The following is a 25,234-nucleotide window of genomic DNA, read 5'->3' as shown; positions in this document are numbered from 1 at the left end:
GGGTCAGCCCTGCTTGGTCTTGTTGTAAACGTCGAAGATGACGGCGGCCAGAAGCACCAGCCCCTTGATCACCTGCTGATAATCGATGCCGATCCCCATGATCGACATGCCGTTGTTCATCACGCCCATGATCAGCGCGCCGACCACCACGCCGATGATCCGTCCCGATCCCCCTGCCATCGAAGCCCCGCCGATGAAGACGGCCGCGATCACGTCCAGTTCGAAACCGACGCCTGCCTTGGGGGTGGCGCTGTTCAGCCGCGCGGTGACGATCATCCCGGCCAGGGATGCCAGCACGCCCATGTTGACGAAGGTGAAGAAGACCAGCCGTTCGGTCTTGATGCCGGACAGCTTCGCGGCCTTCTCGTTCCCGCCCAGGGCATAGATGCGCCGCCCGGTGGTCGTGGATTCGGTGAAGAACGCATAGAGCACGATCAGCACCGACATGATCAGCAGCACGTTCGGCAGGCCCCGGAAGCTGGCCAGCTTCCAGCCCACGAACAACAGCGCAATCACCACCACCGCGTTGCGCGCCCAGAAAAAGCCCGAGGGTTCGGGGGCGATGCCGAATTCGGCCTCTCGCGCGCGGCCGCGGATGCCCGCCCAGACGATGGCGGCGGCGGCCACGGCGACTAGGATCAGCGCGGTGAAGTTGGGCTTGTCCGGGCCGAACAGGTCGGGGATGAAGCCGGTGGACAGCGACTGGAATGATTTTTCAAACGGGCCGATGTTCTGGCCGCCCAGCAGCCACAGGGTCAGACCCCGGAAGACCAGCATCCCGGCCAGCGTGACGATGAAGGACGGGATGCGCCAATAGGCGATCCAGTACCCTTGGGCCGCGCCGATCAGCCCGCCCACGACCAGCACCATGGGGACCACCACCAGCATCGGCAGTTGCATCTTGACCAGCAGCATGGACGCCACCGCCCCGGTAAAGGCCGCGACCGATCCGACCGACAGGTCGATATGGCCCGCCACGATCACCAGCAGCATCCCCAGGGCCATGATGATGACATAGCTGTTTTGCAAAAACAGGTTGGTGATATTCTGCGCCGACAGGAAATCGACCCCCTGGACCGCGCGCACGATGACGAAGAAGAACAGGACGATGGCGACCAGGGCCAGCATCATCCCGTTTTCCCGCAGGTGGCTGCCCAGATGGGCGCCGATGCCCGTCGCGGCGGCGGGCTTGTTCGCGTCAGCCGTGCTCATGCGGCCTCTCCCTTCATTCCGTCTTGCAGGATCAGGGCCATGATCCGTTCCTGGCTGGCCTGATCGCGGGTCAGTTCACCGGCGATCCGGCCTTCGTTCATGACATAGATGCGGTCGCACATGCCCAGAAGCTCGGGCATTTCCGAACTGATCATGACCACGCCATGCCCCTGGCCCGCCAGGTCGTTCATGATGTTGTAGATCTCGAACTTGGCGCCCACGTCGATGCCGCGCGTGGGTTCGTCCAGGATCAGCACCTTGGGATCGGTGAACAGCCATTTCGACAGCACCACCTTTTGCTGGTTGCCGCCCGACAGGTTCACCACCCGCTGGAACACGCTGGGCGTGCGGATGTTCATGGCCTTGCGGTATCGCTCCGCCACCTGCTGCTCGCGGCCCCGCGACAGCACCGCGCCCTTGGCGATGCCTTCCAGATTCGCCAAGGATATGTTGCGCAGGATCGGCTCGTCCAGGATCAGGCCCAGAACCTTGCGGTCCTCGGTGACGTAGGCCAGCCCCGCGTCGATGGCGCGCGACACGGTGGACAGGTCGGGCCTGGCGCCCGCCAGCGTCACCTCGCCCCGGATGTCGCGGCCATAGCTGCGGCCGAACAGGCTCATGGCGAATTCGGTGCGGCCCGACCCCATCAAGCCGGCGATGCCGACGATCTCTCCCTTGCGGACGGTCATCGATACGTCGCGGATCACCTGGCGCGGCTGGTCGGGGTGCATCACGGACCAGTTCCGCACCTCCATCAGCACCTCGCCGATCCGGGGCGTCCGGTCGGGATAGCGATGCGCCATGTCGCGGCCCACCATGTCGCGGATGATCCGGTCCTCGGTGATTTCGCTGCGGTCCAGGGTGGAGACGGTGGATCCGTCGCGGATCACGGTCACGCGGTCGGCCACGCGGCGGATCTCGTTCAGCTTGTGGCTGATGATGATCTGGGTGACGCCCTGGTCCTTCAGTTCCAGCATCAGGTCCAGCAGCTTCTGGCTGTCGTTTTCCTGCAAGGCGGCGGTCGGTTCGTCCAGGATCAGCAGACGCACGTTCTTGGCCAGCGCCTTGGCGATTTCCACAAGCTGCTGCTTGCCCACGCCCAGCTTTTCCACCTTGGTGGTCGGCGCCTCGGTCAGGCCGACCTTGCGCAGCAGCGCCTCGGTCTTCTGATAGGCCAAGGGCCAGTTGATGACCCCGCCGCTGGCGACCTCGTTGCCCAGGAACAGGTTCTCGGCCACCGACAGCAGCGGCACCAGGGCCAGTTCCTGGTGGATGATGACGATGCCCGCATGTTCGCTGTCGCGGATGTCGCGGAAGCGCGCAGGCTTGCCGTCATACAGGATCTCGCCCTCGTAGCTGCCATGGGGATAGACGCCCGACAGCACCTTCATCAGCGTCGATTTCCCCGCGCCGTTTTCGCCGCAGATGGCGTGGATTTCGCCTTCGCGCACTGACAGGTTGACGTCGCTCAGCGCACGCACGCCGGGAAACGTCTTGGTGATGCCCTGCATTTCCAGAATGGCGGTCATCGCGGTCCTCCCTTGGTGAAGCGGCCCCGGTCTGCGCCGGAACCGCAGGGGATCACTTCAACTGGTCTTCGGTGTAATAACCCGAATCCACCAGAACCTCTTTCCAGTTCGCCGCCGTGACCGCGACCGGCTCCAGCAGGAAGGACGGCACGACCTTCTGGCCGTTGTCATAGGTCTTGGTGTCGTTCACCTCGGGTTCCTTGCCTTCCAGCATGGCGTTGACCATCCCCACCGTGACCTTGGCCAGTTCGCGCGTGTCCTTGAAGACCGTCGAATACTGTTCGCCGTCGATGATCGCCTTGATGCCGGGGATTTCCGCGTCCTGCCCGGTGATGATCGGCATCTTCAGGTCGCCCGATCCGTAGCCCACGCCCTTCACGGACGAGATGATGCCGCGGGCCAGCCCGTCATTCGCCGACAGCACGCCATGAACCTGTTTGTCGCCGTAATTCGCGGACAGGATGTTGTCCATCCGCGACTGGGCTGTGGCCGCGTCCCACCGCAGCGTGCCGACCTTGTCGAGGCCCGTCTGCCCCGAGGGGACCACGATGTCGCCCGCGTCGATCAGCGGCTGAAGGACGCTCATCGCGCCATCATAGAAGAAATAGGCGTTGTTGTCGTCCGGGCTGCCGCCGAACAGCTCGACGTTCCAAGGCTTCTGGTCCGGGAAGCGTTCCTTCAGGCCCTCGACCAGAGAGGTGCCCTGCATGACGCCGACCTTGAAGTTGTCGAAGGTCGCGTAATAATCGACATTCGGCGTGTCGCGGATCAGGCGGTCATAGGCGATGACCTTGATGTCCGCCGCCTTGGCGTTTTCCAGCGCGTTCGACAGGGTCGTGCCGTCCAGCGCCGCGATCACCAGCACCTTCGCGCCCGTGGTGATCATGTTCTCGATCTGGCTCAGCTGCGCCGGGATGTCGTCATTGGCGTATTGCAGGTCGGTCTGATACCCGGCCTCCTGGAACTGCTTGACCATGTTCTCACCGTCTGCGACCCAGCGCGCGGTGATCTTTTCGGGCATCGAGATGCCCACCTTTTCATCGGCTGCCATTGCGGCCAGCGGGACCGTCATCGCCATGGCCGCGACAGTCAGGATATGTCTCAGCTTCGTCATTCGCATCCCCTCCCCAAGGTGCTGGTCGATCTGGGGGCGGAACCCTTCGGCCCGCCCCGCAAGGATCACTTCAGCTGATCTTCGGTGTAGTAACCGGAATCGATCAGAGCCTCCTTGATGTTGGCCTTGGTCACCGGCACCGGCTCCAACAGATAGGAGGGCACGACCTTGACACCGTTGTCATAGGTCTCGGTGTCGTTGATTTCCGGTTCGGTCCCTTTCAGAACGGCGTCCACCATGCCCACGGTGACGCGGGCCAGTTCGCGGGTGTCCTTGAAGATGGTCGAATACTGCTCGCCCGCCTCGATGGATTTCACCGACTGCACCTCGGCGTCTTGGCCGGTGACGATGGGCATCTGCATGTCGCCCGACCCATAGCCCACGCCCTTCAGCGACGACAGGATCCCGATGGACAGCCCGTCATAGGGCGACAGCACCCCATGGACCTGCTTGTCGCCATAGTTCGAGGACAGAAGGTTATCCATCCGCGCCTGCGCCACCGCCGGATCCCAGCGCAGCGTGCCGACCTTTTCCATGCCGGTCTGGCCCGACCCGATCACGATGGAACCATCGTCGATCAGCGGCTGAAGAACCGACATCGCGCCGTCATAGAAGAAGAAGGCGTTGTTGTCGTCGGGGCTGCCGCCGAACAGTTCCACGTTCCAGGGCTTCACATCCGGGAAGCGTTCCTTCAGCCCGTCGACCAGCGTGCTCGCCTGCTGGACGCCGACCTTGAAGTTGTCGAAGGTCGCGTAATAATCGACATGTTCCGACCCGCGGATAAGGCGGTCATAGGCGATCACCTTGATGTCGGCGGCGGCGGCGTTTTCCAGGGCGTTCGACAGGGTGGTGCCATCGATGGCGGCGATCACCAGGACGTTCACGCCCTTGGTGATCATGTTTTCCACCTGGGCCAGCTGGTTCGGGATGTCGTCCTCGGCATATTGCAGGTCGGTGTCGTAGCCGGCTTCCTGCAACTGCTTGACCATGTTGTTGCCGTCGTCGATCCAGCGGGCGGACGATTTGGTGGGCATCGCGATGCCGATGGTTTCCGCCATGGCGCCGGTCGCCAGCCACGAGACCCCGATCGCCAGCGCGACCGCAGCGGTTCTGAACTTCATCTGTATCCTCCCCTTGCGCGGCACATGGGCCACGCATCCTCCGAATAGATGAGAAAAGATGTAGCAAACGGTTATCATGCCGGTAAAATGATAAAATAGGCAATCTTCATACCGAAAATGATATGTCCATACGCGCCCTGAAGCCGCCGCAACTGCGCCTGATCCACGAAATCGCCCTGCACGGACAGTTGCAGATGGCGGCCGAAGCGCTGGCCATGACCCAGCCCGCCGCCTCTCGGATGCTGGCCGAGGCAGAGCGCCATGTCGGCGCGGCCCTGTTTCTTCGCCAGCCCAAGGGGATGGAGCCGACCGAGATCGGCACCGCCGTGCTGCGCCGCGCCCGCGTGATCCTGCGCGAGATGGCCAGCATCGAATCGGACGTGCGCGCCCTGCGCGGCGGCTATGCCGGTTCGGTGCGGGTGGGGGCGGTGACCGGACCGGCGATCAGCTATCTTGTCAGCGCGATCCGCCAGATCAAGGAGGAAAGCCCCGGCGCCGACATCACCGTGGACGTGATGCCCTCGCGCGATCTGCTGATGCAGTTGTCGGGCGGAGAGATGGATTTCGTGCTGGGCCGGATCCTGCCGGAATTCGACAGCGACGCCTTCAACATCCTGCCGATGTCGGATGAAAAGGTGGCGCTGATGGCGCGGGCCGACCATCCGCTGGCCCGCGCCAGACTGGTCACGCTGACCGAACTGGCCGGGCAGGAATGGATCATGCAGCAGCGCGGCGCCCCGATCCGCGAGGCGACGCTGGCCGCCTTCGCGGGCGTCGGGCTGTCGGAACCCGACAACATCGTCAACAGCCCGTCGCTGCTGCTGACCATCGCCTATCTGGCGCAGACGAATGCGATCACTCCGGTGTCGCAAGAGGTCGCCGAACTGCTGATCCGCCCGCCGGTCGGGGCCGGGTTCACGATCATCCCGACGCCGCAGCCGATCCGGGTGTCGCCCTATTTCCTGCTGGATCTGAAACGCCGCCCGCTGTCGCCGCTGGCAAAACGCCTGCGCGACGCGGTGGCGCAGATGTCGCGCAGCCCGATCAGGAACGCGGACGCGCGCTGAGTTGCCTGCGCCGGGCGATTTCGTATGCCACCGCGCCGATCACCGTGACGGCGATGATGACCAGGGCCAGGGCGTTGACGGCAGGCGTCAGGCCGGTGCGGACCTTGGTGGCGATGAACACGGTCAGCGGCGTCTCGAACCCGCGCACGAACAGCGTGGTGTTATAATTTTCCACTGATTGCAGAATCGCCAGCCCGCCCGATGCCAGCAGCGCGGGCCGGAGGAATGGCAGCAGCACCCGGCGGAACACCATCAGCCGCGACGCGCCCAGGCCCAGGGCCGCCTCCTCTTGCGTGCGGTCGAAGCGTTGCAGGCGCGCCATCACCATCAGCATCACATAGCAGATGATGAAGGTCGTCTGCGCCACCACGATCAGCGCGATGCCGCCGCCGATGCCGACCTGCCGCCACAGGATCAGCGTGGAAATCCCGATCACCACCCCCGGCGTCAGCAGGGGCGAGACCATCACCGCATAGGCGAAGCTGCGCGCCCGCGAATGCAGCGTGGTCAGCACCAAGGCTGCGGCGGTGCCGACCGGCAGCGCCACCAACACCACAAAGAACGCCACGATGGCCGAGGTCCACAGCGCCCGCCACATCGCCGCATCCGCCCACATCGCGGAAAACCAGTCCAGCGTCGTGCCCTGCCAGGGGATCACCGTGGGAAAGCGGCTGGTGTTGAAGGCGGCGGCGCCCATGATGATCAGCGGCATGAACAGATAGGCCACGAAGGCCAGCAGATACAGCACGAACAGCCCGCGAAAGATCCGGTCAGGCGTCATTTCGCCACATCCGTCAGGTTCACGCGGAAGACGCGCAGCGTGACCAGCACCACGGCCAGGCACAGGACCAGCAGCGTCAGCGCATAGGCCGCGCCCCGGTTCCAGTCGCCACCCTCGAAGAACCAGTTGTAGATGATCTCGGTGAACCAGCGGCTGCCGGGGCTGCCCAGCAGCGCGGGCGCGACATAGGATCCGGCCGCCAGCATGAAGGTGAAGACGCAGCCGGTGGCGATGCCCGCCTTGGCATGGGGGATGACGATGCGCCAATGCGTCCGCCATGTGGGCGAGCCCAGATCCCGCGCGGCCTCAATCTGGGATTTGTCCAGCGATTCTATGGCGTTATAGATCGGCAGCAGCATGAACAGGATATAGGCATAGACCATCCCCGCCAGCACGCCGCCGTCCCCCTGCCAGCGGATCGGCGCATCGATCAACCCGATCCCCTGCAAGACCGCGTTCAGCGGCCCGCGATAGGCCAGCAGGATGAACCAGGCCAGCGTCCGCAGCACCTCGTTGATGAAGAAGGGGATGATGACCAGCATCAGCGCGATGGACAACTGCCCCGGCGTCGCGCGCTGCGCCATCCAGAAGGCGATCGGATAGCAGACCACCAGCGTCACCGCCGCGACCAGCGCACTGGCCCAGACCGTCTTGAAGAAGATCGCGCGATGCACGCCCTCGTTCGCCAGATACAGGAAATTGTCCGCCGACCACAGGTCCTGCGGTCCGCCGATCTGCGCGGGCGGCAGGTTCGGGCGCAGGGCATAGTCGATCATCATCAGGTTCGGCGCCAGCACCATCGCCGCCAGCCAGACCAGCACCAGCGACAGAAAGATCGTCGCCAAGCCGCCGCCAAAGCGCGCGTAAAGATCACGCATCGGCCAGCACCACGGCATGTTCCGGCGCAAAGGAAAAGCTGGCATCCGTCCCCGGCGCGGGCGCGTCGGCCAGACGGGTGGAGGGCACCGCCGCCGTCAGCGCCGCGCCGTCGGCAAACTGGCCGTGGATCAGGGCGAAGGCCCCTTCGAAATCCATGCGGCCGACACGGGCGCGCAGGGTATTGGCGCCGACGCCGGGCATCAGCGCCTCGGGGCGGACATACAGCGTGGCGGCCTGGCCGATGGCGACGGCGCCCTGCGCGCGTCCGTGCAGCGGACCCAGGGCGGTATCCACGCGGGCCATGCCGTCGCCCACGGCGCTGACCCGGCCCGCGATGGCGTTCGTCTCGCCCACGAAACGCGCGACGAAGGGCGTGGCGGGATTATCGTAAAGCTGGCGCGGCGTGGCTGTCTGCTGCAACACACCCGCCGACATCACGGCCACGCGGTCGGACATGGCCAGCGCCTCGGACTGATCGTGGGTGATATAGATGAAGGTGACGCCGGTGCGTTTCTGAAGGCTGCGCAGTTCCGCCCGCATGTGCTGGCGCAGCTTCAGATCCAGCGCAGACAGCGGCTCGTCCAGCAGCAGCACGCCCGGTTCCACGGCCAAGGCGCGGGCGATGGCGACCCGCTGGCGCTGCCCGCCCGACAGCTCGCCGGGCATCCGGTCGCCATATCCTTCCAATGCGATCAGATGCAGCAGATCGTCCGCCCGCTTGCGGCGTTCCGCGCGGCCCATGCCCCGCGCTTCCAGCCCGAAGGCGATGTTTTCCCAGACCGGCATCAGCGGGAACAGGGCCAGCGACTGGAAGATCATCGCCGTCGGCCGCTGGTTCGGGCCAAGCCCGGCCATGTCGCGGTCGCCGATCAGCACCCGTCCCTCGGTCGGCTGGATGAACCCGGCGATCATCCGCAGGATCGTGGTCTTGCCGCAGCCCGACGGCCCCAGGATCGAGAAGAACTCGCCCGGCTGGACCGTGAAGGACACGCCGCTGACCGCCTGCGTCCTGCCGAAGCGCATCCCGATCCCGTCAAGTTCCACCGAATGCGACATCCGTCCCCCGTTGGTGAGGGACAGGGGTCGGCTCCCCTGCCCCGGTTGGTCCTCAGGCCGACAGGAAGCGGTCCTGGTATTCGTTGCGCTTGGTCACATACCAGTTTTCCTGGATCGGCCACCACCACAGCTTGTCCAGCGCATCGCCCGGATAGGCGGCGGCGAAGAAGGCCTTGGCCTGATCCGACAGCAGGTCGGCCGATCCCACGGCGGTCGAGTTGATCGAGGTCGCGTTGCTGTACATCGCCCCGGCTTCCGGCGTCAGGAACCAGTTGATGAAGGCATAGGCGGCGTCCAGGTTCGCGGCGCCCTTGGGGATCGACAGCCCCTCCATCCAGGCCAGCGCGCCTTCCTTGGGCGCGATGAAGCCCACCGGCAGATCTTCCTTGGCCAGCGCGGCGGCGGTCGAATCCCAGGTCTGGCCGATGGCCGCGCCGTTGACGCGGAAGGCGCCCTGGGCCTCGTTCTCGTTGTTCCAGAACTGGATGATGTTGCCCTTGCGGGCGATCGCCTCGGCGACGATCACGTCGAAGATCTCGATCTGGGCCTCGGGCGTCTTGAAGGCGTCCAGCAGCGGACGGGGCAGCTTGCCCTCGGATTCCAGCCACAGGCCAAGGCCCACCAGCGCGGAATGGGCGCGCACGGTGGCCTTGCCCGCCGCGGCCTCGCCCCAGATGTCGCCATAGGAGGCGCTGCCGTATTCCAGCGGCATCTGGTCGCGGTCGAAGGCCACCGCCTCGGTCCCCCAGTCGGTCGGCACCTGATAGCGCTTGCCGTCCACCACCGCACCCAGGTTCGTGGAATTTTCCCAGGCCGAGGGCAGCACCTTCGCCACCTCGATCTTCGCTTCGTCCAGCGGCTGCACCAGGTCGAATTCGACATAGTTCGGCACCCGGTCCACGGTCGGCCAGATCAGGTCGAAGCCCGCGCCGTTGTTGGCGCGCAATTGGTTCAGCAATTCGTCGTTGGTGGCATAGGGGGTGTATTGCGGCTTGATTCCGGTGGCCTTTTCGAACGCGCCCAGAATCTCGTCGTTCAGATAGCCCGCCCAGGCGAAGATGTTCAGCGTGCCCGACCCTTGGGCAAATCCCGGCCGCGCGATCAGCGGCGCGGCCAGTGTCAGGCCCGCGGTTGCTGCGGCACCCTTCAAAAGCCCGCGGCGATGGAATGTGGTCATGTGTCGTCCCCCGATAAGGCCGCCCCGCCGGGGCGGTGGTCAATCGGCGCCAAGCATAGACCGGCCCTGTGACAGGTCAAAGACTTGTCTGATCTTTCATCGAAAATCAGCCGCCCCCTCAGTACCGCGACAGCAGGCTGTCAGGGCGCGACCGCGCCAGGGCCTGGGTGATCAGCCCGGTCAGCACCGCCTTGATCAGGTCGCCGGGGATGAAGGCCGTCACCAGAACCGCGCATTCGGCCAGGGTCTTGCCCAGCGCGATGGACATGCCGACGATGCCGAAGGCATACAGCACCACGATCCCGCCGATGACCGAGGCCGCCGCCGCCGTCACCGCCAGGGGCGCGCCGCGCCAGCGTTCGACGATCAGCCCGGTGACGAAGGCCGCGACCGGCCAGCCGATGAAGAAGCCCGAGGTCGGCGCGACGAAGGCCCCCAGGCCCCCGCGTCCGCCCGCCAGCAGCGGCAGGCCCAGCGCCACCAGCGCCATCAGCAGCAGCACCGCCAGCGCGCCGCGCCGCGCCCCCAGGATCGCGCCCGCCAGCATCACGCCCATGCTCTGCGCGCTGATCGGCACGCCGAAGCCCAGCGTCAGGCTGGGGATCAGCCCCAGGGCGGCGATCAGCGCGGCGAACAGCGCGATCCGGGTCATGTTGCGTTCCATCCGTCAGTCCCTCCCTGATCCGGTATCGGGCAGAATCCCGCCCCGCGCGCGCAGAGCTTCGGCGACATGATCGGCGTCGTCCAGTGCCAAGGCGGCCATCGGCATGACAATCCGCCAGTTCGGCCGCCGATGCGACCGGGCGCGCCAAGCCATCGACAGCCTGTTGCCGTTTTCCACCAGCATCGGGGTGAAGCGCAGCACCATGGCGATGGCAAGCGTCACCGCGCGGGTGGACAGGCCGATCCGGCGCAGCGGCGCCAGCAGCCAGGTCAGCACCGCGATCATGTCGGTCAGCCGCGTGGTCATGGTCACGAAATTCGCCAGCGCCAGCGCCGCCAGCAGGCGCAGGGCGATGATCAAGCCCGCCTGCACCTGCCCGGTCAGCCCGTGCCAGACCGCGATCAGCAGCAGGAACGGCCACAGCATCCGCAGATGGCGCAGCCCCTGCCGCAGGAAGACCGCGCCCGCCGACAGATACAGCGCCGCGATGGTCAGCAGGCCCACCCCCAGCATCCACGGCCGCTCGGCCAGGAACAGCGCCACCGTCAGCGCAGACAGGATCAACAGCTTGGTCCCGGCAGGCAGACGATGCGCCCAGGTCTCAATCGGTGAGGTCAGCGAGATCATCGAGACGCCCCCAATCCAACATCTGCGCCTCGAATCGCGGCAGAACCTCGCCGGGCGGGCCGTCCGCGACCAACTGTCCCTGGTCCAGCCACAGGATCCGGTCGAAGCCGCGAAGCTGGCCCGGATCATGCGTCACCATCACCACCTGCGCCGCGATCCCGCCCAGATAGCGCATCAGCTGCATCCGCGTCGGGATGTCCAGGCCCGAGAACGGCTCGTCCATCACGACCACCCCCGGCCGCATCGCCAGCACCGCCATCAGGCACAGAAGCTGCTTCTGCCCCTGCGAAAGGCTGTGCGTCGCCGCGCCCGCCCAATGCCCCTTGCTGAAACGGTCCAGCATGGCCTGGGCCGCGGCCTCCGCCTCGCCGGGGCGGCGGCCCTGCTGGGTCAGGCCGAAGGCGATTTCCTCCAGGACAGTCGGGAAGATGATCTGGTGATCGGGATTCTGGAAAATGAGTCCGACGCTTGCCAGGGCCGCGCGGCGGTTGCGCGCCATGTCGATGCCGCCGATCCGGGCGGTCCCGGAATCGGGCGCGATCAGTCCCGCGATCACCCGCGCCAGCGTCGTCTTGCCCGACCCGTTGCGCCCGACAATGCCGACCCGCCCCTCGGCCAGATGGGCCGAAACGCCTTGCAGCACAGAACGTCCGGCCAGCGTCACGCCGATGTCGCGCAGATCCACGCTCATCGCCCGCCTGTCCCGACAGTGTGCCGTTTGGATCGTGATGCCATCGCGCAAAGCCCCTCGACGCCCTGGCGCGCATCTGCCCCGGAACGGCGCCGCCGCGCAAGTCACGCGTCACTGATAGCTGCGCACCAAGGCCCCCGCGATCATCGACCAGCCGTCCACCGCGACGAAGAAGGCCAGCTTGAAGGGCAGCGACACGACCACCGGCGGCACCATCATCATCCCCATCGACATCAGCACGGCCGAGACCACCAGGTCGATGATCAGGAAGGGCAGCGCGATCAGGAAGCCGATCTCGAAGGCGCGCTGGATTTCGGACAGCATGAAGGATGGAATCAGCACGGACAACTGGGCCGAGCGGTCGCCTGTGCCGGGCGCGATCTCGGCCAGGCCCGCCAAGGTGTCGGGATCGGTGCGCGCGGCCATGAAGTCCTGGAAAGGCACGATGCCGCGCTGGATCGCCTCGCCCAGGGTGATGGTGCCGTCCTGCAAGGGGGCGCCCGCGACGGCCCAGGCCTCGCGCAATACCGGATCCATGATGAACCAGGTCAGGAACATCGCCAGGCTGACGATCAGCATGTTCGGCGGCGAGGATTGCAGCCCGATCGACTGGCGCAGGATCGACAGCACGGTGACGATGAAGGGAAAGCAGGTCACCATGATCGCGATGCCGGGCGCCAGCGACAGCGCCGTCAGCGCCGCGACCAGCAGGACCGCGTTCTGCCCCAGCCCCGCGCCCATCTGCCCGGCGATCTGGCCCAGCTGGTCCTGCGCCAGGGCTGCGGCAGGCATCGCGGCCAGCGCCGCCCCCAGCGCTGCGCGCAGGATCATGCCGCGCCGGGGGCGGGCAGGATGCGCACGCACAGCCGATCCTCGGCGCTGGCGTCGGCGGTCAGTTCGCCGCGCGCGATCACCTTGTCGCCCACGCAGATCTCGACCCCCTCGTCGATGGACTGGTCCAGAAGCAGGATGTCGTCGGCCCGCAGCGAGGAAAGCTGCGCGACGGTCTGGCGGGTCCGGCCCAGCCGCACGGTCACCTCGACCTGGATGGCGTCGGTGTCGATCAGGTGGTTCAATGCGTCCATGATGCCTCGTCTCCGTTCGGTTTCGGCCGGTTGATTTCGCTCAGCAGCGCGCGGATGTCCTCCGCCACACGGTCTGGATCCAGGTCGATCCGGCCGCCGTGCAGGGACAGGGAAATGCGGTCGGATTCGGTCGTCGTGACCTCGATCCCGTCCAGCCCGCAATCGGCCAGGCAGCGGTCCACCATCGCCCGCAGCGCCGGTCCGCAGGCGACGCTGGCGCGCAGCGGCGCGGCGGTGCGCGACAGGCGCAGCAGTTCCTCGGTCAGGGCGGCTTCCAGGCGGCGCGATTCGGCAACCGGAGCCAGGCAATCGAGAATCTGCGTCAGGATCGGGGCCAGGGCCTCGACGGCCTCGCGGCGCAGGTCCGCACGGCGCGCCTCGTCATCGGCCAGGGCGCGGGCCAGGCGGTCCAGTCCGGCATTCAGCGTGCGGACCTGTTCGTCCGCCTGGCGGGCCATGCCTTCCGCCAGCCCGTCGGCGAAGGCCTGGTCCACCGCCTCGCGGCTGAAGGTCAGGGCCGCCCCCTGCGCCGCCATCGCCGCGCCGAAGGATTCGAGCTTGAATACTGCAAGGGTCAATGCGCGTTCTCCTTGTTGTCGATCCACCCGGTCAAGATCTTGACGCTTTCGTCATGGCGTTCCTTCATCATGTTGCGCAGCCGGGCCACCGGATCGCCCGAGGGCAGCGCAAGCTGTTCGGGCGCGCGCGGCGGCGCGGGCGCGGCCATCGGCTCGGGCAGGACTTCGGCGGCGGGCAGGACGGTCCCGCTGAGAACGGGCGCGTCAAGGGCCGGGCGGCTGGTGTCCAGCGCCGGACGGGCGCGGCCCTTCAGGACCGGACGCAGCACCAGGAACACCACCGCCAGGGCGAACAGCCCGATCAGCAGGATCCGCGCCAGGCCGTTCAGCTCCAGCCGGTCCATCCAGCCGGGGGCCGCGGCCGTCCCGCCCTCGCCCAGGCCCGCGAAGGGCAGCGACTTGACGGTGATCAGGTCGCCCCGCGTTTCGTCATAGCCCACGGCCGAGGCCACCAGTTCGCGCAGCACGTCCAGTTCGGCCTGCTGGCGCGGCACCATCTGCGTCTCGCCCTGGGCGTTTTGCTCGGCCACGCCGTTGACCAGCACCGCCACCGTCAGGCGCCGGGTCGATCCGGGCTGGCGGGACACTTCGCGAGTCACTCGGGTCACCTCGTAATTGGCCTGCTGACGGGTTTCCTGGCGATTGGCCTCGGTCCGGTCGCCCTGCGCCTGATCGCCGTCCGGCAGGTTCGAGGCCGCCGTGACCGCGCCCGACCCGGTGCTGTTGCTCTGATCGGTGGTTTCCTCGGTCACCTGGGAAATCATCGCCCGGCTGTCGGGATCGAAGCGCTGTTCGGTCAGTTGTTCGCTTTCCGTGACCAGATCCAGGTTCAGCTCGACGATGGCGTTGCCGATGCCGACATGGGGTTCCAGGATGCGTTCGACATTGCGCTTCATCTCGGCGGCGCGATCGGCGCCCGGCTCATCCTCGCCCGAGGCGACGATGCCGGTCTTGGTGTCGATCACCGTCACCGATTCGGGCGCCATGCCCGGCACCCCCGACGAGATCAGGTATTTCAGCGCCGCCGCCTGGTCGCGGCTGACGCCCTGGCCGTTGGTGCCGATCGTCACCGACGCACTGCCCTGGCCGTCGCGGCGATAGCCGCGCCCGGTCTCGATGGCCAGGTGGACGCGCGCGGTCTTGACGTTGGGCAGCGCCAGGATGGTCCGCGCCAGTTCCCCTTCCTTGGCGCGCCAATAGGCGGCATCGAACATCTGCGAGGTCGTGCCGAAGCCCGACATGCCGTCCAGCAGTTCGTAGCCGGCCCCGCCCGCCGCAGGCAGGCCCTGCGCGGCCAGATCTATGCGCAGCTTGTCGCGGCTGGCGGCATCGACCCAGATCGAATCGCCCCGTACCTCGTAGGCCACGCCCGCGCGTTCGATCCCGGCCACGACCTCGCCCGCCTGGGCCGAATCCAGTCCGCCGTAAAGCAGGCTCATCGAGGGGCGGTTGGCAACCCAGGCAAAGCCGGCGATGGCCATGAATGTTGCCAGAAACGCCGCCACCAGGATGGCTTTCTGTTGTGAGCTTCGCTCTGTCCAGTAGTCCTGCAATTTTTGCAAAACCGGCCCTTTCGAATCAGCGTCAGGTTCCTTCGTCCCGCCGTTGATGACATGGGCGGCGTTAAGATTTGGTTAGTCGCGGGGTGCTAATTCCGTCTTGTCACGACGGAGAATCACCATGACCGATGCGACCGCCGATCAGGCCCTCGATCCGCCCGAAAAGGCATCCGGCAAGAAGAAGCTGGTGCCGATCCTTGCCGCCGTCCTGCTGGCGGGGGGCGGCTTCGCCTCGACCTATCTGGGGCTTTGGTCGCCCATGGCCCTGCTGGCCGCGAAAGAGGAGGCGCCGGTCCTGCCCTCGACCGTGTTCGTGACGGTGCCGACGGTCGACCTGATCATCCCCGGCGGATCGGGCCGCAACCTGGTGCTGTCCGCGAGCCTGGAAACCGACAGCGCCCACCAGGCCGAGGTCGCGCATCTGATGCCGCGCGTCTCGGACGCGTTCACCAGCTTCCTGTCGGGCATCGACCCCGCGGCCTATGACAAGCGCGGTGTCCTGGAAATCATCCGGGCCGAGCTTCTGACGCGCACCCGCTATGTCCTGGGCGAAAGCGCCATCAAGGATCTGCTCATCACGGAGTTTCGCTTCAAATGACATTGGAACACGTCTTTCAGGCCGCGCTGCTGGCGGCCTCCCTGGGCCTTGGGGGGTTCTGCCTGATGCTGTCGCGCCGTCTGCGCAGGCTCAACGACCTGGAAACGGGCCTTGGCGGGGCCATCGCCGTGATGGCCTCCGAGGTGGACCGCCTGGACCGCGCCATCCGCGACGCCAAGGCCGAGGCGACGGCCGCCGGAGAGGCGCTGTCGGCCGAAATCGCCTCGGCGCGCAAGGAACGCGCGCTGTGGGATCTGCGCCAGAAGATCACCCAGGCCCAGGCGCCCATGGCCCAGCCCGCGCCCGTCATTCCCATGCGCAGGCTGCGCAAGCGGGTGGTGAACGGCGATGCGTAAATCCGTCCTGACCATGCTGACGCTGGCCTTCGCCGTCCCCGCCGGGGCCGCGATATGGCAGGGCGGGAATCTGTCGCGCTTCTTCGCGGCCTCGGCCAGTTCGGACGACCTGCTGCAAGGCTGCACCGACGTACCCGAGGCGGTGGCGCTTGCGACCGAATTGCGCGACCGCGCCTTGCGGATCGAACGCTATATGGAGGCGATGGAGACCCGCAAGGCCGAGATCGCCACCGCCGAGGCCGCGCTGCGCGCCCGCGCGACCGAGTTGCGCCAGCAGAAATCCGGCATCCAGTCGCGGCGCGACACCGCGTCCCAGGCGGTGCGCGAGGATATCGACCGCCTGGTCGCCGTCTATGACCAGATGAAGCCCGCCGAGGCGGCGGCGGTGCTGACCAACCTGCCCCCCGATTTCGCGGCCGAGATCCTGATGCGCGTCCAGCCCGAGACCGGAGCCCGCATCATCGCCTCGGTCGAACCGCGCCAGGCGGCGCTGCTGACCGCCCAGATGGGCGCCCGCAGCATCCAGAACGACTGAAGGAGAAAGCCCATGTTCGGCATCGTCGGCATCGTCGTCACCTTCGCCATGGTCTTCGGCGGCTATACCCTTGCCGGGGGCAAGATGGGTGTGATCACGCACTCTCTGCCGTTCGAGATGATGATGATCGGGGGCGCCGCCATCGGATCCTATCTGCTGACCAACGACGGCCATACGCTGAAACAGACGCCGGGCGGCATCATCCGGGCGTTCAAGGGGCCGCAATGGAAGGAATCGGACCATCAGGACGTGCTGTGCCTGATGTTCCAGTTGCTGAAGGTAGCGCGCGAAAATCCCGTCGCCCTGGAGCAGCATATCGAGAACCCGACGGAATCGCCGATCTTCACCGCCTATCCGCGCCTCTTGGCCGATCACGAGGTCGTCTCGCTGATCGCCGACACGTTGCGTTCGGCCAGCCTGAACTATGACGATCCCTACCAGGTCGAGGAGATCCTGGCCCGCCGCCTGGCCGGGCTGCGCGAGGATTCGATGCATGTCCCCCATGCCTTGCAGAACATGGCGGACGCCCTGCCCGCCCTGGGCATCGTCGCCGCCGTCCTGGGCGTCATCAAGACCATGAGCGCCATCGACCAGCCGCCCGCCGTGCTGGGCGGCATGATCGGCGGCGCCTTGGTCGGCACCTTCCTGGGGGTGTTCCTGGCCTACGGCTTCGTGGCGCCGCTGGCGGGCCGCCTGGGCGGCGTCGTCAAGCAGGATCTGGCCTTTTTCGATGTCATCAAGTCGGTGCTGATCGCGGGCCTGCACCAGCACGCCACCAACCTGTGCGTCGAGGTCGGGCGCCAGGCCGTGCCCGACCATGTCCGCCCCAGCTTCAACACGCTGGAAGCCGCGCTGCGCGACCTGAAGAAGGCCGCGTGATGATCGGGGCGATGGTGATGGTGATCGCGCTGTCCGGCAGCGCCCCGGCCGATCCGGCCCTGCTGCCCGACGCTGCGGCCCTGGCCGACGAGGCGACAGGCTGGCTGCTGGAGGGCGAATCGCTGCCCGCCGACTATCGCGCGCGGCTGATGGCCATGTCGCCCGAGGCGCGGCTTCAGGCCCTGGTCTTCCTGCGCCGGGCCGGGCTGCTGACCAGCGAACCCTGGACGCTGTCCGATATCCTCGATCCCGCTCCGGCGCAGGAAGGTGCCGAATGACCGCAGCCCGACGCACCAACCGCCTGAAATCCCTCGACACCTCGGTGCTTGTCACCGGGGGGTTGGTGCTGATCGTCATCTCGATGGTCATCCCGCTGCCGCCGGCGGTCCTGGATTTCGGCTTTGCGCTGTCGATCGCGGCGGCGGTCCTGATCCTGGTCATGGCGTCGCTGGTGGAACGGCCCACCGACTTCCAGGCCTTCCCGATGCTGCTTCTGATGACGCTGGTGATCCGGCTGTCGCTGAACGTGTCCTCGACCCGGCTGATCCTGACCCAAGGCCATACCGGCACGGACGCGGCGGGCCATATCATCAACGGTTTCGCCAGCTTCGTCGCGGGCGGGTCGCTGATGGTCGGGCTGACGGTCTTCGCCGTCATCTCCATCGTCAACTTCATGGTCATCACCAAGGGCTCGGGCCGCATGGCCGAGGTCGCGGCGCGCTTCGCGCTCGATTCGCTGCCGGGCAAGCAGATGGCCATCGACGCCGACCTGAACGCCGGCGCCATCGACCACCAGGAGGCCAAGGGCCGCCGCGCCCGCGACCAGCAGGAGATCAATTTCTTCGGGTCGCTGGACGGGGCGTCGAAATTCGTCAAGGGCGACGCGGTGGCGGGCATCGTCATCACCCTGGTCAACCTGCTGGTGGGCCTGGGCATCGGCATCGTCGCCCATGGAATGCCCGTGGGCGAGGCGATGGCCAGCTATTCCCACCTGACCATCGGCGACGGGCTGGTGGGCCAGATCCCGGCGGTCATCACCTCGATGGCGGCGGCGCTGCTGCTATCGCGGGGGGGCGCGACCGACACGACGGCGCGGCTTCTGTCCAGCCAGCTGATCCGGGGCTGGCAGCCCGCCGCCGTGGTCGCGGCGGCAATGCTGCTGATGTCCTTCGTGCCGGGGATGCCGCGCCTGCTGTTCCTGGCGATCGCGGCCGCCATGGCCTTCGGCGCCTGGAGCCTGCATCGCAAGGCGGTTTCGGCCGCCACCGTCCTGCCCGATCTGCCGGCCGAATCGGCCGCCGCCCCGCGCCCCGCCGCCCGCATCGGCGACGTGCTGGACACAGACGAGATCAGCGTGGAAATCGGCTCGGACCTGGTGCTGATCGCGCTTGACCAGGCGCGGGGACTGGGCAGCCGGATCACCAACCTGCGCATCCATATCGCCCGCGCCTATGGCCTGATCCTGCCCGACGTGCGCATCACCGACACCGACGACCTGCATCCCGGCGACTATCAGATCCGCATCCACGGCGTCGTGCGGGGACGCGGCAGCCTGCGGCCGGGCGCGATCCTGGCGCTTGGCCCCGACACCGTGCTGCAAGGCCTGACGGGCGACGCGGTGCGCGAACCCGTCTATCTCAGCCCCGCCCGCTGGATCGACCGCGACGCCCAGGATGACGCCGCCACCCAGGGCGCCACCGTCGTCACCCCGATGGAGGTCCTGTCCACGCATCTGATGGAGGTCGTGCGGGCCAACCTCTCCTCGCTTCTGACGCTGGGCGCGATGCAGCGCCAGATCGAGGAGTTGAAGACCCTGTCCGACAGCGCGCGGGCCGAACGCAACCGGCGCTATTTCGACAGCATGATCCCCGACAAGGTCTCGCCTGAGACGCTGCTGGCGGTGCTGCGCGCGTTGCTGGACGAAAAGGTCTCGATCCGAAACCTGCCGCTGATCGTCGATGCGATGGCTGAATTCCGCGGCATCGAATCGGTCGAAACGGTCTATGAACTGGTTCGCAAGCGGCTGCGCGGCCAGATCACCCAGCAATACAGCGATCCCGCAGGCCACATCTCGGCCCTGCAACTGCACCCGGCATGGGAGGCCGAGTTCGTCCGCGCCGACGCGGAAACGGGGCGCGCGGGCGGCGGGGCCATGACGCCCGCCCTGTCGCGCAAGCTGCTGGACGCCGCGCGCCGCGCCATCGGGGCGGTGGAGCCCGCGCTCCAGACCGTGCTGGTGGCGCCCGACCACCGGCGGCGGATGCTGCGCGCGGTCCTGGGATCGAACGGCATCGCCATGCCGGTCCTGGGGCTGGAGGAAATCGACCCCGGCGCCGACCTACGCCTGATCGGCACCATCGAGGTCGGCTGATGTGGGACCAGCTTTCCCAGCTTCTGCCCGGGTTCGGCTGGACCTGGGTGCTGGTCTATCTGCGCGTGCAGGCCCTGATGCTGGTCCTGCCGGGCATCGGGGAACGGGTGATCCCGGTCCGGGTCCGCGCGGCGGCGGCCATCGCCGTCACGCCGATGCTGGCGGGTCTGGCGCCCCCCGCCCTGCCGCCCTCCGACACGCTGACGACGCTGGGCCAGGCGGCCGGTGAAACGCTGATCGGTCTGGCGGCCGGGATGGGCCTGCGCCTGCTGGCCCTGTCTCTGGACATCGCCACCTCGGCCATCGCGGCCACGGCATCCCTGTCGCAGCTGGTCGGCGGCCAGAACGAGGCCGCGCCCCATCCCATCGGCAACATGATCCACCTGGCCGGGCTGGCGGTGCTGATGGTCCTGGGCCTGCCCATCCTGCTGGTGCAGCTGATGGCAGACAGCCTGGCCTTGTGGCCTCCCGGCGGCTGGCCCGACGCCGACGGCCTGGCGGCCGAGGCGATCCGCCTGGTCGCCCGCAGCTTCTGGATCGCCATGCTTCTGGCCGCGCCCTTCACGCTGGGCGGCTTCATGTTCCAGGCGCTGTCGGGGGTGATCAACCGCGTCATGCCCGCGCTGCCGGTGATATTCATCGGCTCTCCTGCCGCGATCATGCTGGCGCTGGCGGCGCTGGCGCTGCTGGCGCCGGTGCTGATCGGGCTGTGGGCCGACGCGATCCTGGGCCATGTCCTGCCGGGGGCGCCATGAGCGAGGAAAACGACGACAAGCCCTTCGAGGCGTCCGAGCAGAAGCTGCGCAAGGCGCGAGAGAAGGGCGACATCCCGCGTTCGGCCGAGCTGAACGTGGCGGCGATGTATCTGGGCGCCTGGCTGGCCTTTGCCGTGGGCGCGGGCTTTGCCGTCAAGGCCTGGCTGTCGATGGCGACCCGCGCCCTGGGCGCCGAGGGCTGGACGCCCGGCACCACCGGGGCGATTGCCGAAGCGCTTGGCCATTACGCGGGCTGGGCGGTGCTGGCCCTGGCGGCGGTGCCGTCGCTGGTGATCCTGGTGGCGCTGATCGCAGGACGGGGGCTGGTCTTTGCGCCGCAGAAACTGGCCTTCGACCTGAACCGGATCAACCCGATGAAGACCGCCGGGCAGAAGTTCGGCAAGTCGGGGCTGGTGAATTTCGGGATTTCGCTGGGCAAGGTGGCGCTTGTCTGCGCGGGCGGCTGGTTCCTGTTCCGCGGCTTTCTGGGGCATCTGATGGCCAGCCCGCTGGCGGGCGACCGCTGGATCGCCGATCTGGGCGCGCTGCTGGGCCGGGTGCTGGCCCTGGCGCTGGCGATCTCGGTCCTGTTCGCGGGGCTGGACATGGGCTGGCAATGGTTCGACCACCGCCGCAAGAACCGCATGTCCCGCAAGGAGATGGAGGACGAATACAAGGATTCCGAAGGAGATCCGCATTTCAAGGCCGCCCGCCGCCAGCGCGCCGTGGAAATCGCCACCAGGCAGATGCTGGCCGATGTCGCGAAAGCGGACGTGGTGATCGTGAACCCCACCCACTATGCCGTGGCGCTGCAATGGAAACGCGGCAGCGGCCGGGCGCCGGTCTGCCTGGCCAAGGGCACCGACGAGGTCGCGGCCCGGATCCGAGAACGCGCGCGCGACAGCAAGGTGCCGATCTTTTCCGATCCGCCCTGCGCCCGCGCCATCCATGCCACGGTCGAGATCGGTCAGGAAATCCGCCGCGAACAGTTCGCCGCCGTCGCCGCCGCGATCCGCTTCGCCGAAAAGATGCGTGAAAAGGCCAGGGCGGGGTGGTGACATGAAGGACAGCGACAAGCTGGCGCAACTGGAGCGCATCGCGCGGATCAAGGCGGAACGCGAACTCAAGCGGTTCGCGGCCTTCAGCGTGCATATGACGCAGGCGCAGACCCGTGCGGACGCGATGCGCACCGCGCTTGACCAAAGCTATCGCAGCACGGCGCCCCTGTCGGTGGCCGAGGCGCGGATCGCCAATGCCCAGGCAGGCCGCAGCGCCCGCGAACTGCACCAGGCCGAGGCCGAGGTCGCCCGGATGCAGCCGCGCTTCGACGCCGCCCGCCGCGACGCGGCACGCGAATTCGGCCGGGCCGAGGTGCTGCTGAATCTGTCGGCGCTGCACCGCGCCGAAGAAGACGCGCCGCGATACTGAGAAGCCGTTCCGGGGATCCCGCCCTTGCGGCCTGGGCATGGTTGCATCAGACAAGGGCGATCGCCCTTCGTGCTTCACGCCATGACAGGGTGCCGGGCGGGACCAGAATGCACCGGCATTTCCTCGGCCTGCGCTGCGGCCGGGATCCGCCCCGACGATGGATCACCCGATCCAGCAGGGCGGACCAGCCCGCCAGCGACCCCCGCGACGCTAGCGCGCGGCCTCCAGCGAGTCCAAATCGATATCCACCCAGACCAGGCGATGGTTCGACGCCGCCTCGACCGCGGCGGCCAGCGGATCGCCCGGCGCGGGCCAGATCACGCCGCTGGCGATCACGCGCAATCCTTTGGCGGGCCAGGCGTAATCGACGCGCAGATTGCCCGGCCCGGCAGGATCATAGACCGCCGTATCTAAGGCGGGATCGCCCGTTTGCCGGGCATTGGCGCCCGCTTGGTCCGGCTGGAAAGCCCCCTTGGGCCGCGGATCCTGGGCGTGATCCAGCAGGGCCGTCATCGCCTGCGCGCGCCCGTCTCCGTCCGCCAGATCCAGGTTCGGATTGCCCAGCAGCACGAAGGGCGCGGCGGGCAGGTGGTCCAGCCAGAAGGCGGCCTCGTCATGGTTGCGGCGGCCGTTCAGATCCTCGGGTCCGTCGAAGACCGGGGGCGTCGCGGACCAGGCCAGCAGGTGCAGCGGTCCCCGATCCGTCAGCACCGGCACGTCCCAATGCGCGGTCGAGGACAGGCGCTGCCCCTGGGGCACGGATGCGGGCATCAGGCCGCCGGGCAGGTCGCGCCACAGGAAGGCCGTGTGATCCGTGACCGGACCCAGCGGCAGGCGCGACAGGATCGCCATCGCGTTCTGGCCGGAAAACTGGCCGAAGCCCTGGGCATCCCCGGCCCCGCCGCTGCGGCCGTCGCCATCCAGATCCAGTCCGGTCGGCATCCCGCTGTTCGGGCGGGCGGCAAAGCGGTGCGGCATCGGATGCCCCGCCTGTTCCAGCACCTGTGCAAAGGCCGACAGCGCCAGCCCGTCATGATCCCAGTCGAAGCCGGTCAGCAGGATCGCGTCGGGCGCCGCCGCCGCGATCACCTGGGCCGCCGCCAGCACCTGCGGGTCGGCGCGGCGGATGTCGCGCAGCAGCAGCCCCGGTCCCGGCCGAGACAGGCCGGGATCATAGGTGGCGATGCGCAGATCCCGCGCGGCGGCAGGACCGGCAAGGCACAGGAAAATCATCCAGACAAAACGGATCATCCGCCAGATGTGGCATGGCGCGCGCGGCCTTGCCAAGCCCTCAGCAGGGCGGCGGCGGGGCGATCAGGCCCGCGCCGAAGATCGCGTCCGGCCCGTCCGGTCCCAGGTCGCGGGCAGCGGCGCGCAGCCTGCCGCGCAGGTCGGCCGCCGTCAGCGCCGGATCGCGCTGCCACGCCAAAGCCGCCGCCGCCGTCACGAAGGGCGCCGCATAGGAGGTGCCGGTCTTGGTGCGCGCGCCGCTGATCGACGCCGCCGTCCAGACATTCACCCCCGGCGCCGCCAGGTCGATATGGTCGCCCCGGTTCGCGCGGCGATAGATCTGGCCGCGCCGGTCGACCGCCGTGACCGCCAGCACGGCGTCATGGGCGGCCGGAAAGGCGGGCGCGGCGCGGGGTCCGCCATTGCCCGCCGCCGCGATCAGCAGGATATCCGCCGCCGCCATCTCGGCGATCTGGGCGTCGAGCGCCGCATTATGCGGCCCGGCCAGCGACAGGTTGACGATGCGCACGTCCTGGGCGGCCAGGTAATCCAGCGCCTCGATCAGCGCGAAGGCGTCGGCGCGCTGATCCTGGGCGACCTTCTGGAAGGCGTCGACGGCGACCAGCTCGGCCCCCGGAACCAGACCGGGGCTGCGGCTGTCCCTGTTCCCCACCAGCAGCGCGGCGACGGCGGTCCCGTGCAGCAGGTCCGAGGGCGGCGCCTGCGTGTCGATCCGATGGACGCGGATCCGCGCCCCCGCAAGGGCGGCGTGATCGGCGTTCAGCCCGGTATCGACCATGCCGATGCGCGGCAGGGCGACGCAGCCCGCAAGGCCGGCGGGCCAGCCGATCATGTCGCGCGCAAGGCAATCGGCGCCCTCGCAGCGCGCCCCCGAACCGGCCTGTTCGCTGCGATAGAAATGGTTGAAATCGGCCCGATCCTCGGTGACCAGACCACGCACCCGGTCGCGGGCCTGGTTCATGGTCAGGGATGCAGGCTTCAGCAGCCGCGTCAGGCTGTCGCCATCCGACAGGTCGCGCCGTTGCAGCAGATCGAACCCCTCGGCCAGAAGGACGGCCAGATCGCCATCGGTCAGACCGCGGGCCAGAACCTCGTTCTCGGCGCGGGTCGGCAGGGGCGCGGGGGCTGCCTGGGCGGGGCGGACGCGGCGGATCACCCGGTCGTCGTCATCGTCATCATCGTCGTCGTCATCATCATCATCGTCGTCATCGTCCGCCTGGGCGGCGGCGACCAGCGACCAGCCTTCGGGTTGAAGGCGCGGATGGCTGGCCAGGGCCAGAAGGAGGACGGCAACAAACAGCAGAAGCCTTGGCATGGCCGGTTCCCTTTGGGCAGTTCGTTTCTGGACAATGACGCCCCAGACCCGCAAATATTCCCCCGCCGCAGGAAAAATCCAAGAGGAGTGGCATGGACGCAGCTTTCGGCGAAGCCCTGATCCGGCTTCTGCCCAATCTTCGCCGCTATGCGATGTCGCTGGCCCGCCGCCCGGATCTGGCCGACGACCTGGTGCAGACCACCGTGGAGCGGGCGATCCGCGCGGCGGACAGCCATGATCCGGCCGCGCGGCTGGAGCCGTGGCTGTTCCGCATCACCCGCAACGCCTTCATCGACCTGACGCGGCGGCAGCGCACCGAAGGCGTGCAGGTCGATGTCTTCGACATGCCCGAGGCCCTGGCCCACGACGGCGACCGCGCGGTCGAGGCGCGGCTGATGCTGCGCGCCACCCAGGACGCCATGCAGGCCCTGCCCCCGGAACAGTCCGAGATCCTGCACCTGATCTGCATCGAGGAACTCAGCTATGCCGAAGCCGCCGCCGTCCTGGACATCCCCAAGGGCACGGTGATGAGCCGCCTGTCCCGCGCCCGGCTGGCGCTTGCGGAAAAGCTGGGAATAAGATGACGCGCCAGGCGTATTCCCCCTA

General features: G+C 67.6%; 28 protein-coding genes. 11 read left to right on the top strand and 17 right to left on the bottom strand.

The annotated features are described in order from the left end of the window. Positions 1–3 precede the first annotated feature (3 nt). The 4 genes from mmsB to chvE (PARHAE_RS06275) form a co-directional block, all read right to left on the bottom strand. Entirely contained in the window at positions 4–1,212 is a 1,209-nt protein-coding gene (gene mmsB / locus PARHAE_RS06290) for a multiple monosaccharide ABC transporter permease (protein WP_126153747.1), read from the bottom strand. Beyond that, the gene (mmsA, locus tag PARHAE_RS06285; RefSeq protein ID WP_126153746.1) at positions 1,209–2,741 is read right to left on the bottom strand and encodes a multiple monosaccharide ABC transporter ATP-binding protein; all 1,533 of its coding nucleotides are present in this window, start codon (positions 2,739–2,741) and stop codon (positions 1,209–1,211) included. Before mmsA ends, mmsB begins: the two co-directional genes overlap by 4 nt. 52 nt (positions 2,742–2,793) lie before the next feature. Beyond that, positions 2,794–3,855: a multiple monosaccharide ABC transporter substrate-binding protein gene (chvE, locus tag PARHAE_RS06280; RefSeq protein WP_126153745.1), complete on the bottom strand. Its 1,062-nt coding sequence runs from the start codon at positions 3,853–3,855 to the stop codon at positions 2,794–2,796. A 65-nt stretch (positions 3,856–3,920) separates the two neighbouring features. Continuing rightward, positions 3,921–4,976, bottom strand: a complete 1,056-nt coding sequence (chvE, locus tag PARHAE_RS06275) for a multiple monosaccharide ABC transporter substrate-binding protein (RefSeq protein WP_126153744.1) — start codon at positions 4,974–4,976, stop codon at positions 3,921–3,923. 122 nt (positions 4,977–5,098) lie between these two features. Here chvE (PARHAE_RS06275) and PARHAE_RS06270 point away from each other — a divergent pair, with 122 nt between their 5' ends. After that, entirely contained in the window at positions 5,099–6,043 is a 945-nt protein-coding gene (locus tag PARHAE_RS06270; RefSeq protein ID WP_126153743.1) for a LysR family transcriptional regulator, read from the top strand. Here PARHAE_RS06270 and PARHAE_RS06265 read toward each other — a convergent pair. The 11 genes from PARHAE_RS06265 to fliF all read right to left on the bottom strand — a co-directional run bounded on the left by PARHAE_RS06265 (position 6,021) and on the right by fliF (position 15,134). After that, positions 6,021–6,824: an ABC transporter permease gene (locus tag PARHAE_RS06265; protein WP_126153742.1), complete on the bottom strand. Its 804-nt coding sequence runs from the start codon at positions 6,822–6,824 to the stop codon at positions 6,021–6,023. The two genes, PARHAE_RS06270 and PARHAE_RS06265, sit on opposite strands and share 23 nt — an antisense overlap. Further along, positions 6,821–7,702 carry an ABC transporter permease gene (locus PARHAE_RS06260; protein WP_126153741.1) on the bottom strand — a complete coding sequence of 294 codons (882 nt, stop codon included), beginning with the start codon at positions 7,700–7,702 and terminating at the stop codon, positions 6,821–6,823. The genes PARHAE_RS06265 and PARHAE_RS06260 overlap by 4 nt, the downstream gene beginning before the upstream one ends. Next, complete coding sequence (locus PARHAE_RS06255; RefSeq protein ID WP_126153740.1) at positions 7,695–8,759, bottom strand: ABC transporter ATP-binding protein; 1,065 nt, start codon at positions 8,757–8,759, stop codon at positions 7,695–7,697. The genes PARHAE_RS06260 and PARHAE_RS06255 overlap by 8 nt, the downstream gene beginning before the upstream one ends. 52 nt (positions 8,760–8,811) lie before the next feature. Continuing rightward, positions 8,812–9,936, bottom strand: a complete 1,125-nt coding sequence (locus PARHAE_RS06250; RefSeq protein ID WP_126153739.1) for an extracellular solute-binding protein — start codon at positions 9,934–9,936, stop codon at positions 8,812–8,814. Between the two features lie 118 nt (positions 9,937–10,054). Then, positions 10,055–10,600 carry a biotin transporter BioY gene (locus PARHAE_RS06245; protein ID WP_126153738.1) on the bottom strand — a complete coding sequence of 182 codons (546 nt, stop codon included), beginning with the start codon at positions 10,598–10,600 and terminating at the stop codon, positions 10,055–10,057. A 3-nt stretch (positions 10,601–10,603) separates the two neighbouring features. Next, positions 10,604–11,227 carry an energy-coupling factor transporter transmembrane component T family protein gene (locus PARHAE_RS06240; RefSeq protein ID WP_126153737.1) on the bottom strand — a complete coding sequence of 208 codons (624 nt, stop codon included), beginning with the start codon at positions 11,225–11,227 and terminating at the stop codon, positions 10,604–10,606. Continuing rightward, positions 11,202–11,918 carry an energy-coupling factor ABC transporter ATP-binding protein gene (locus PARHAE_RS06235; RefSeq protein ID WP_126153736.1) on the bottom strand — a complete coding sequence of 239 codons (717 nt, stop codon included), beginning with the start codon at positions 11,916–11,918 and terminating at the stop codon, positions 11,202–11,204. The genes PARHAE_RS06240 and PARHAE_RS06235 overlap by 26 nt, the downstream gene beginning before the upstream one ends. Before the next feature lie 111 nt (positions 11,919–12,029). Beyond that, a complete protein-coding gene (gene fliP, locus PARHAE_RS06230; RefSeq protein WP_241232689.1) occupies positions 12,030–12,749 on the bottom strand; it encodes a flagellar type III secretion system pore protein FliP in 720 nt (239 codons plus the stop codon). Continuing rightward, positions 12,746–13,003: a FliM/FliN family flagellar motor switch protein gene (locus PARHAE_RS06225; RefSeq protein WP_126153735.1), complete on the bottom strand. Its 258-nt coding sequence runs from the start codon at positions 13,001–13,003 to the stop codon at positions 12,746–12,748. The genes fliP and PARHAE_RS06225 overlap by 4 nt, the downstream gene beginning before the upstream one ends. Beyond that, positions 12,991–13,581 carry a hypothetical protein gene (locus PARHAE_RS06220; RefSeq protein WP_126153734.1) on the bottom strand — a complete coding sequence of 197 codons (591 nt, stop codon included), beginning with the start codon at positions 13,579–13,581 and terminating at the stop codon, positions 12,991–12,993. The genes PARHAE_RS06225 and PARHAE_RS06220 overlap by 13 nt, the downstream gene beginning before the upstream one ends. Next, a complete protein-coding gene (gene fliF, locus PARHAE_RS06215; RefSeq protein WP_277600649.1) occupies positions 13,578–15,134 on the bottom strand; it encodes a flagellar basal-body MS-ring/collar protein FliF in 1,557 nt (518 codons plus the stop codon). Before fliF ends, PARHAE_RS06220 begins: the two co-directional genes overlap by 4 nt. A 127-nt stretch (positions 15,135–15,261) precedes the next feature. Here fliF and PARHAE_RS06210 point away from each other — a divergent pair, with 127 nt between their 5' ends. Genes PARHAE_RS06210 through PARHAE_RS06170 form a run of 9 tightly spaced genes read left to right on the top strand, consistent with a single transcriptional unit; the run spans position 15,262 to position 22,062 of the window. Beyond that, positions 15,262–15,738 (top strand): flagellar basal body-associated FliL family protein, encoded by a 477-nt coding sequence (locus PARHAE_RS06210; protein ID WP_126153732.1) that lies wholly within the window; start codon positions 15,262–15,264, stop codon positions 15,736–15,738. Next, on the top strand, positions 15,735–16,094 hold the full coding sequence (locus tag PARHAE_RS06205) for a hypothetical protein (RefSeq protein WP_126153731.1): 360 nt from the start codon (positions 15,735–15,737) through the stop codon (positions 16,092–16,094). Before PARHAE_RS06210 ends, PARHAE_RS06205 begins: the two co-directional genes overlap by 4 nt. After that, positions 16,087–16,629, top strand: coding sequence for a MotE family protein (locus PARHAE_RS06200; RefSeq protein WP_126153730.1), 543 nt, complete (start codon positions 16,087–16,089; stop codon positions 16,627–16,629). The genes PARHAE_RS06205 and PARHAE_RS06200 overlap by 8 nt, the downstream gene beginning before the upstream one ends. A 12-nt stretch (positions 16,630–16,641) precedes the next feature. After that, positions 16,642–17,508: a flagellar motor stator protein MotA gene (motA, locus tag PARHAE_RS06195; RefSeq protein WP_126153729.1), complete on the top strand. Its 867-nt coding sequence runs from the start codon at positions 16,642–16,644 to the stop codon at positions 17,506–17,508. Further along, positions 17,508–17,786, top strand: a complete 279-nt coding sequence (locus PARHAE_RS06190; RefSeq protein ID WP_126153728.1) for a hypothetical protein — start codon at positions 17,508–17,510, stop codon at positions 17,784–17,786. The genes motA and PARHAE_RS06190 overlap by 1 nt, the downstream gene beginning before the upstream one ends. Then, positions 17,783–19,879: a flagellar biosynthesis protein FlhA gene (locus PARHAE_RS06185; protein WP_126153727.1), complete on the top strand. Its 2,097-nt coding sequence runs from the start codon at positions 17,783–17,785 to the stop codon at positions 19,877–19,879. The genes PARHAE_RS06190 and PARHAE_RS06185 overlap by 4 nt, the downstream gene beginning before the upstream one ends. Next, positions 19,879–20,634 carry a flagellar biosynthetic protein FliR gene (locus PARHAE_RS06180; RefSeq protein ID WP_126153726.1) on the top strand — a complete coding sequence of 252 codons (756 nt, stop codon included), beginning with the start codon at positions 19,879–19,881 and terminating at the stop codon, positions 20,632–20,634. The genes PARHAE_RS06185 and PARHAE_RS06180 overlap by 1 nt, the downstream gene beginning before the upstream one ends. Further along, a complete protein-coding gene (flhB, locus tag PARHAE_RS06175) occupies positions 20,631–21,692 on the top strand; it encodes a flagellar type III secretion system protein FlhB (RefSeq protein WP_126153725.1) in 1,062 nt (353 codons plus the stop codon). The genes PARHAE_RS06180 and flhB overlap by 4 nt, the downstream gene beginning before the upstream one ends. Before the next feature lies 1 nt (position 21,693). Continuing rightward, complete coding sequence (locus tag PARHAE_RS06170; protein ID WP_126153724.1) at positions 21,694–22,062, top strand: hypothetical protein; 369 nt, start codon at positions 21,694–21,696, stop codon at positions 22,060–22,062. Between the two features lie 210 nt (positions 22,063–22,272). Here PARHAE_RS06170 and PARHAE_RS06165 read toward each other — a convergent pair whose 3' ends face one another. Both PARHAE_RS06165 and PARHAE_RS06160 read right to left on the bottom strand, forming a co-directional pair. After that, positions 22,273–23,313 (bottom strand): endonuclease/exonuclease/phosphatase family protein, encoded by a 1,041-nt coding sequence (locus tag PARHAE_RS06165; protein ID WP_241232688.1) that lies wholly within the window; start codon positions 23,311–23,313, stop codon positions 22,273–22,275. 40 nt (positions 23,314–23,353) lie between these two features. Further along, a complete protein-coding gene (locus PARHAE_RS06160; protein ID WP_126153723.1) occupies positions 23,354–24,628 on the bottom strand; it encodes a S8 family serine peptidase in 1,275 nt (424 codons plus the stop codon). A gap of 92 nt (positions 24,629–24,720) precedes the next feature. Between PARHAE_RS06160 and PARHAE_RS06155 the strand changes: the two genes are divergently transcribed. Next, entirely contained in the window at positions 24,721–25,212 is a 492-nt protein-coding gene (locus PARHAE_RS06155) for an RNA polymerase sigma factor (RefSeq protein WP_126153722.1), read from the top strand. The last annotated feature ends 22 nt before the right edge of the window (positions 25,213–25,234 follow it).

The sequence above is a fragment of the Paracoccus haematequi genome (assembly GCF_900631945.1).
GTDB lineage: Bacteria > Pseudomonadota > Alphaproteobacteria > Rhodobacterales > Rhodobacteraceae > Paracoccus > Paracoccus haematequi_A.
This window is presented reverse-complemented; position numbering and strand designations above follow the sequence as displayed.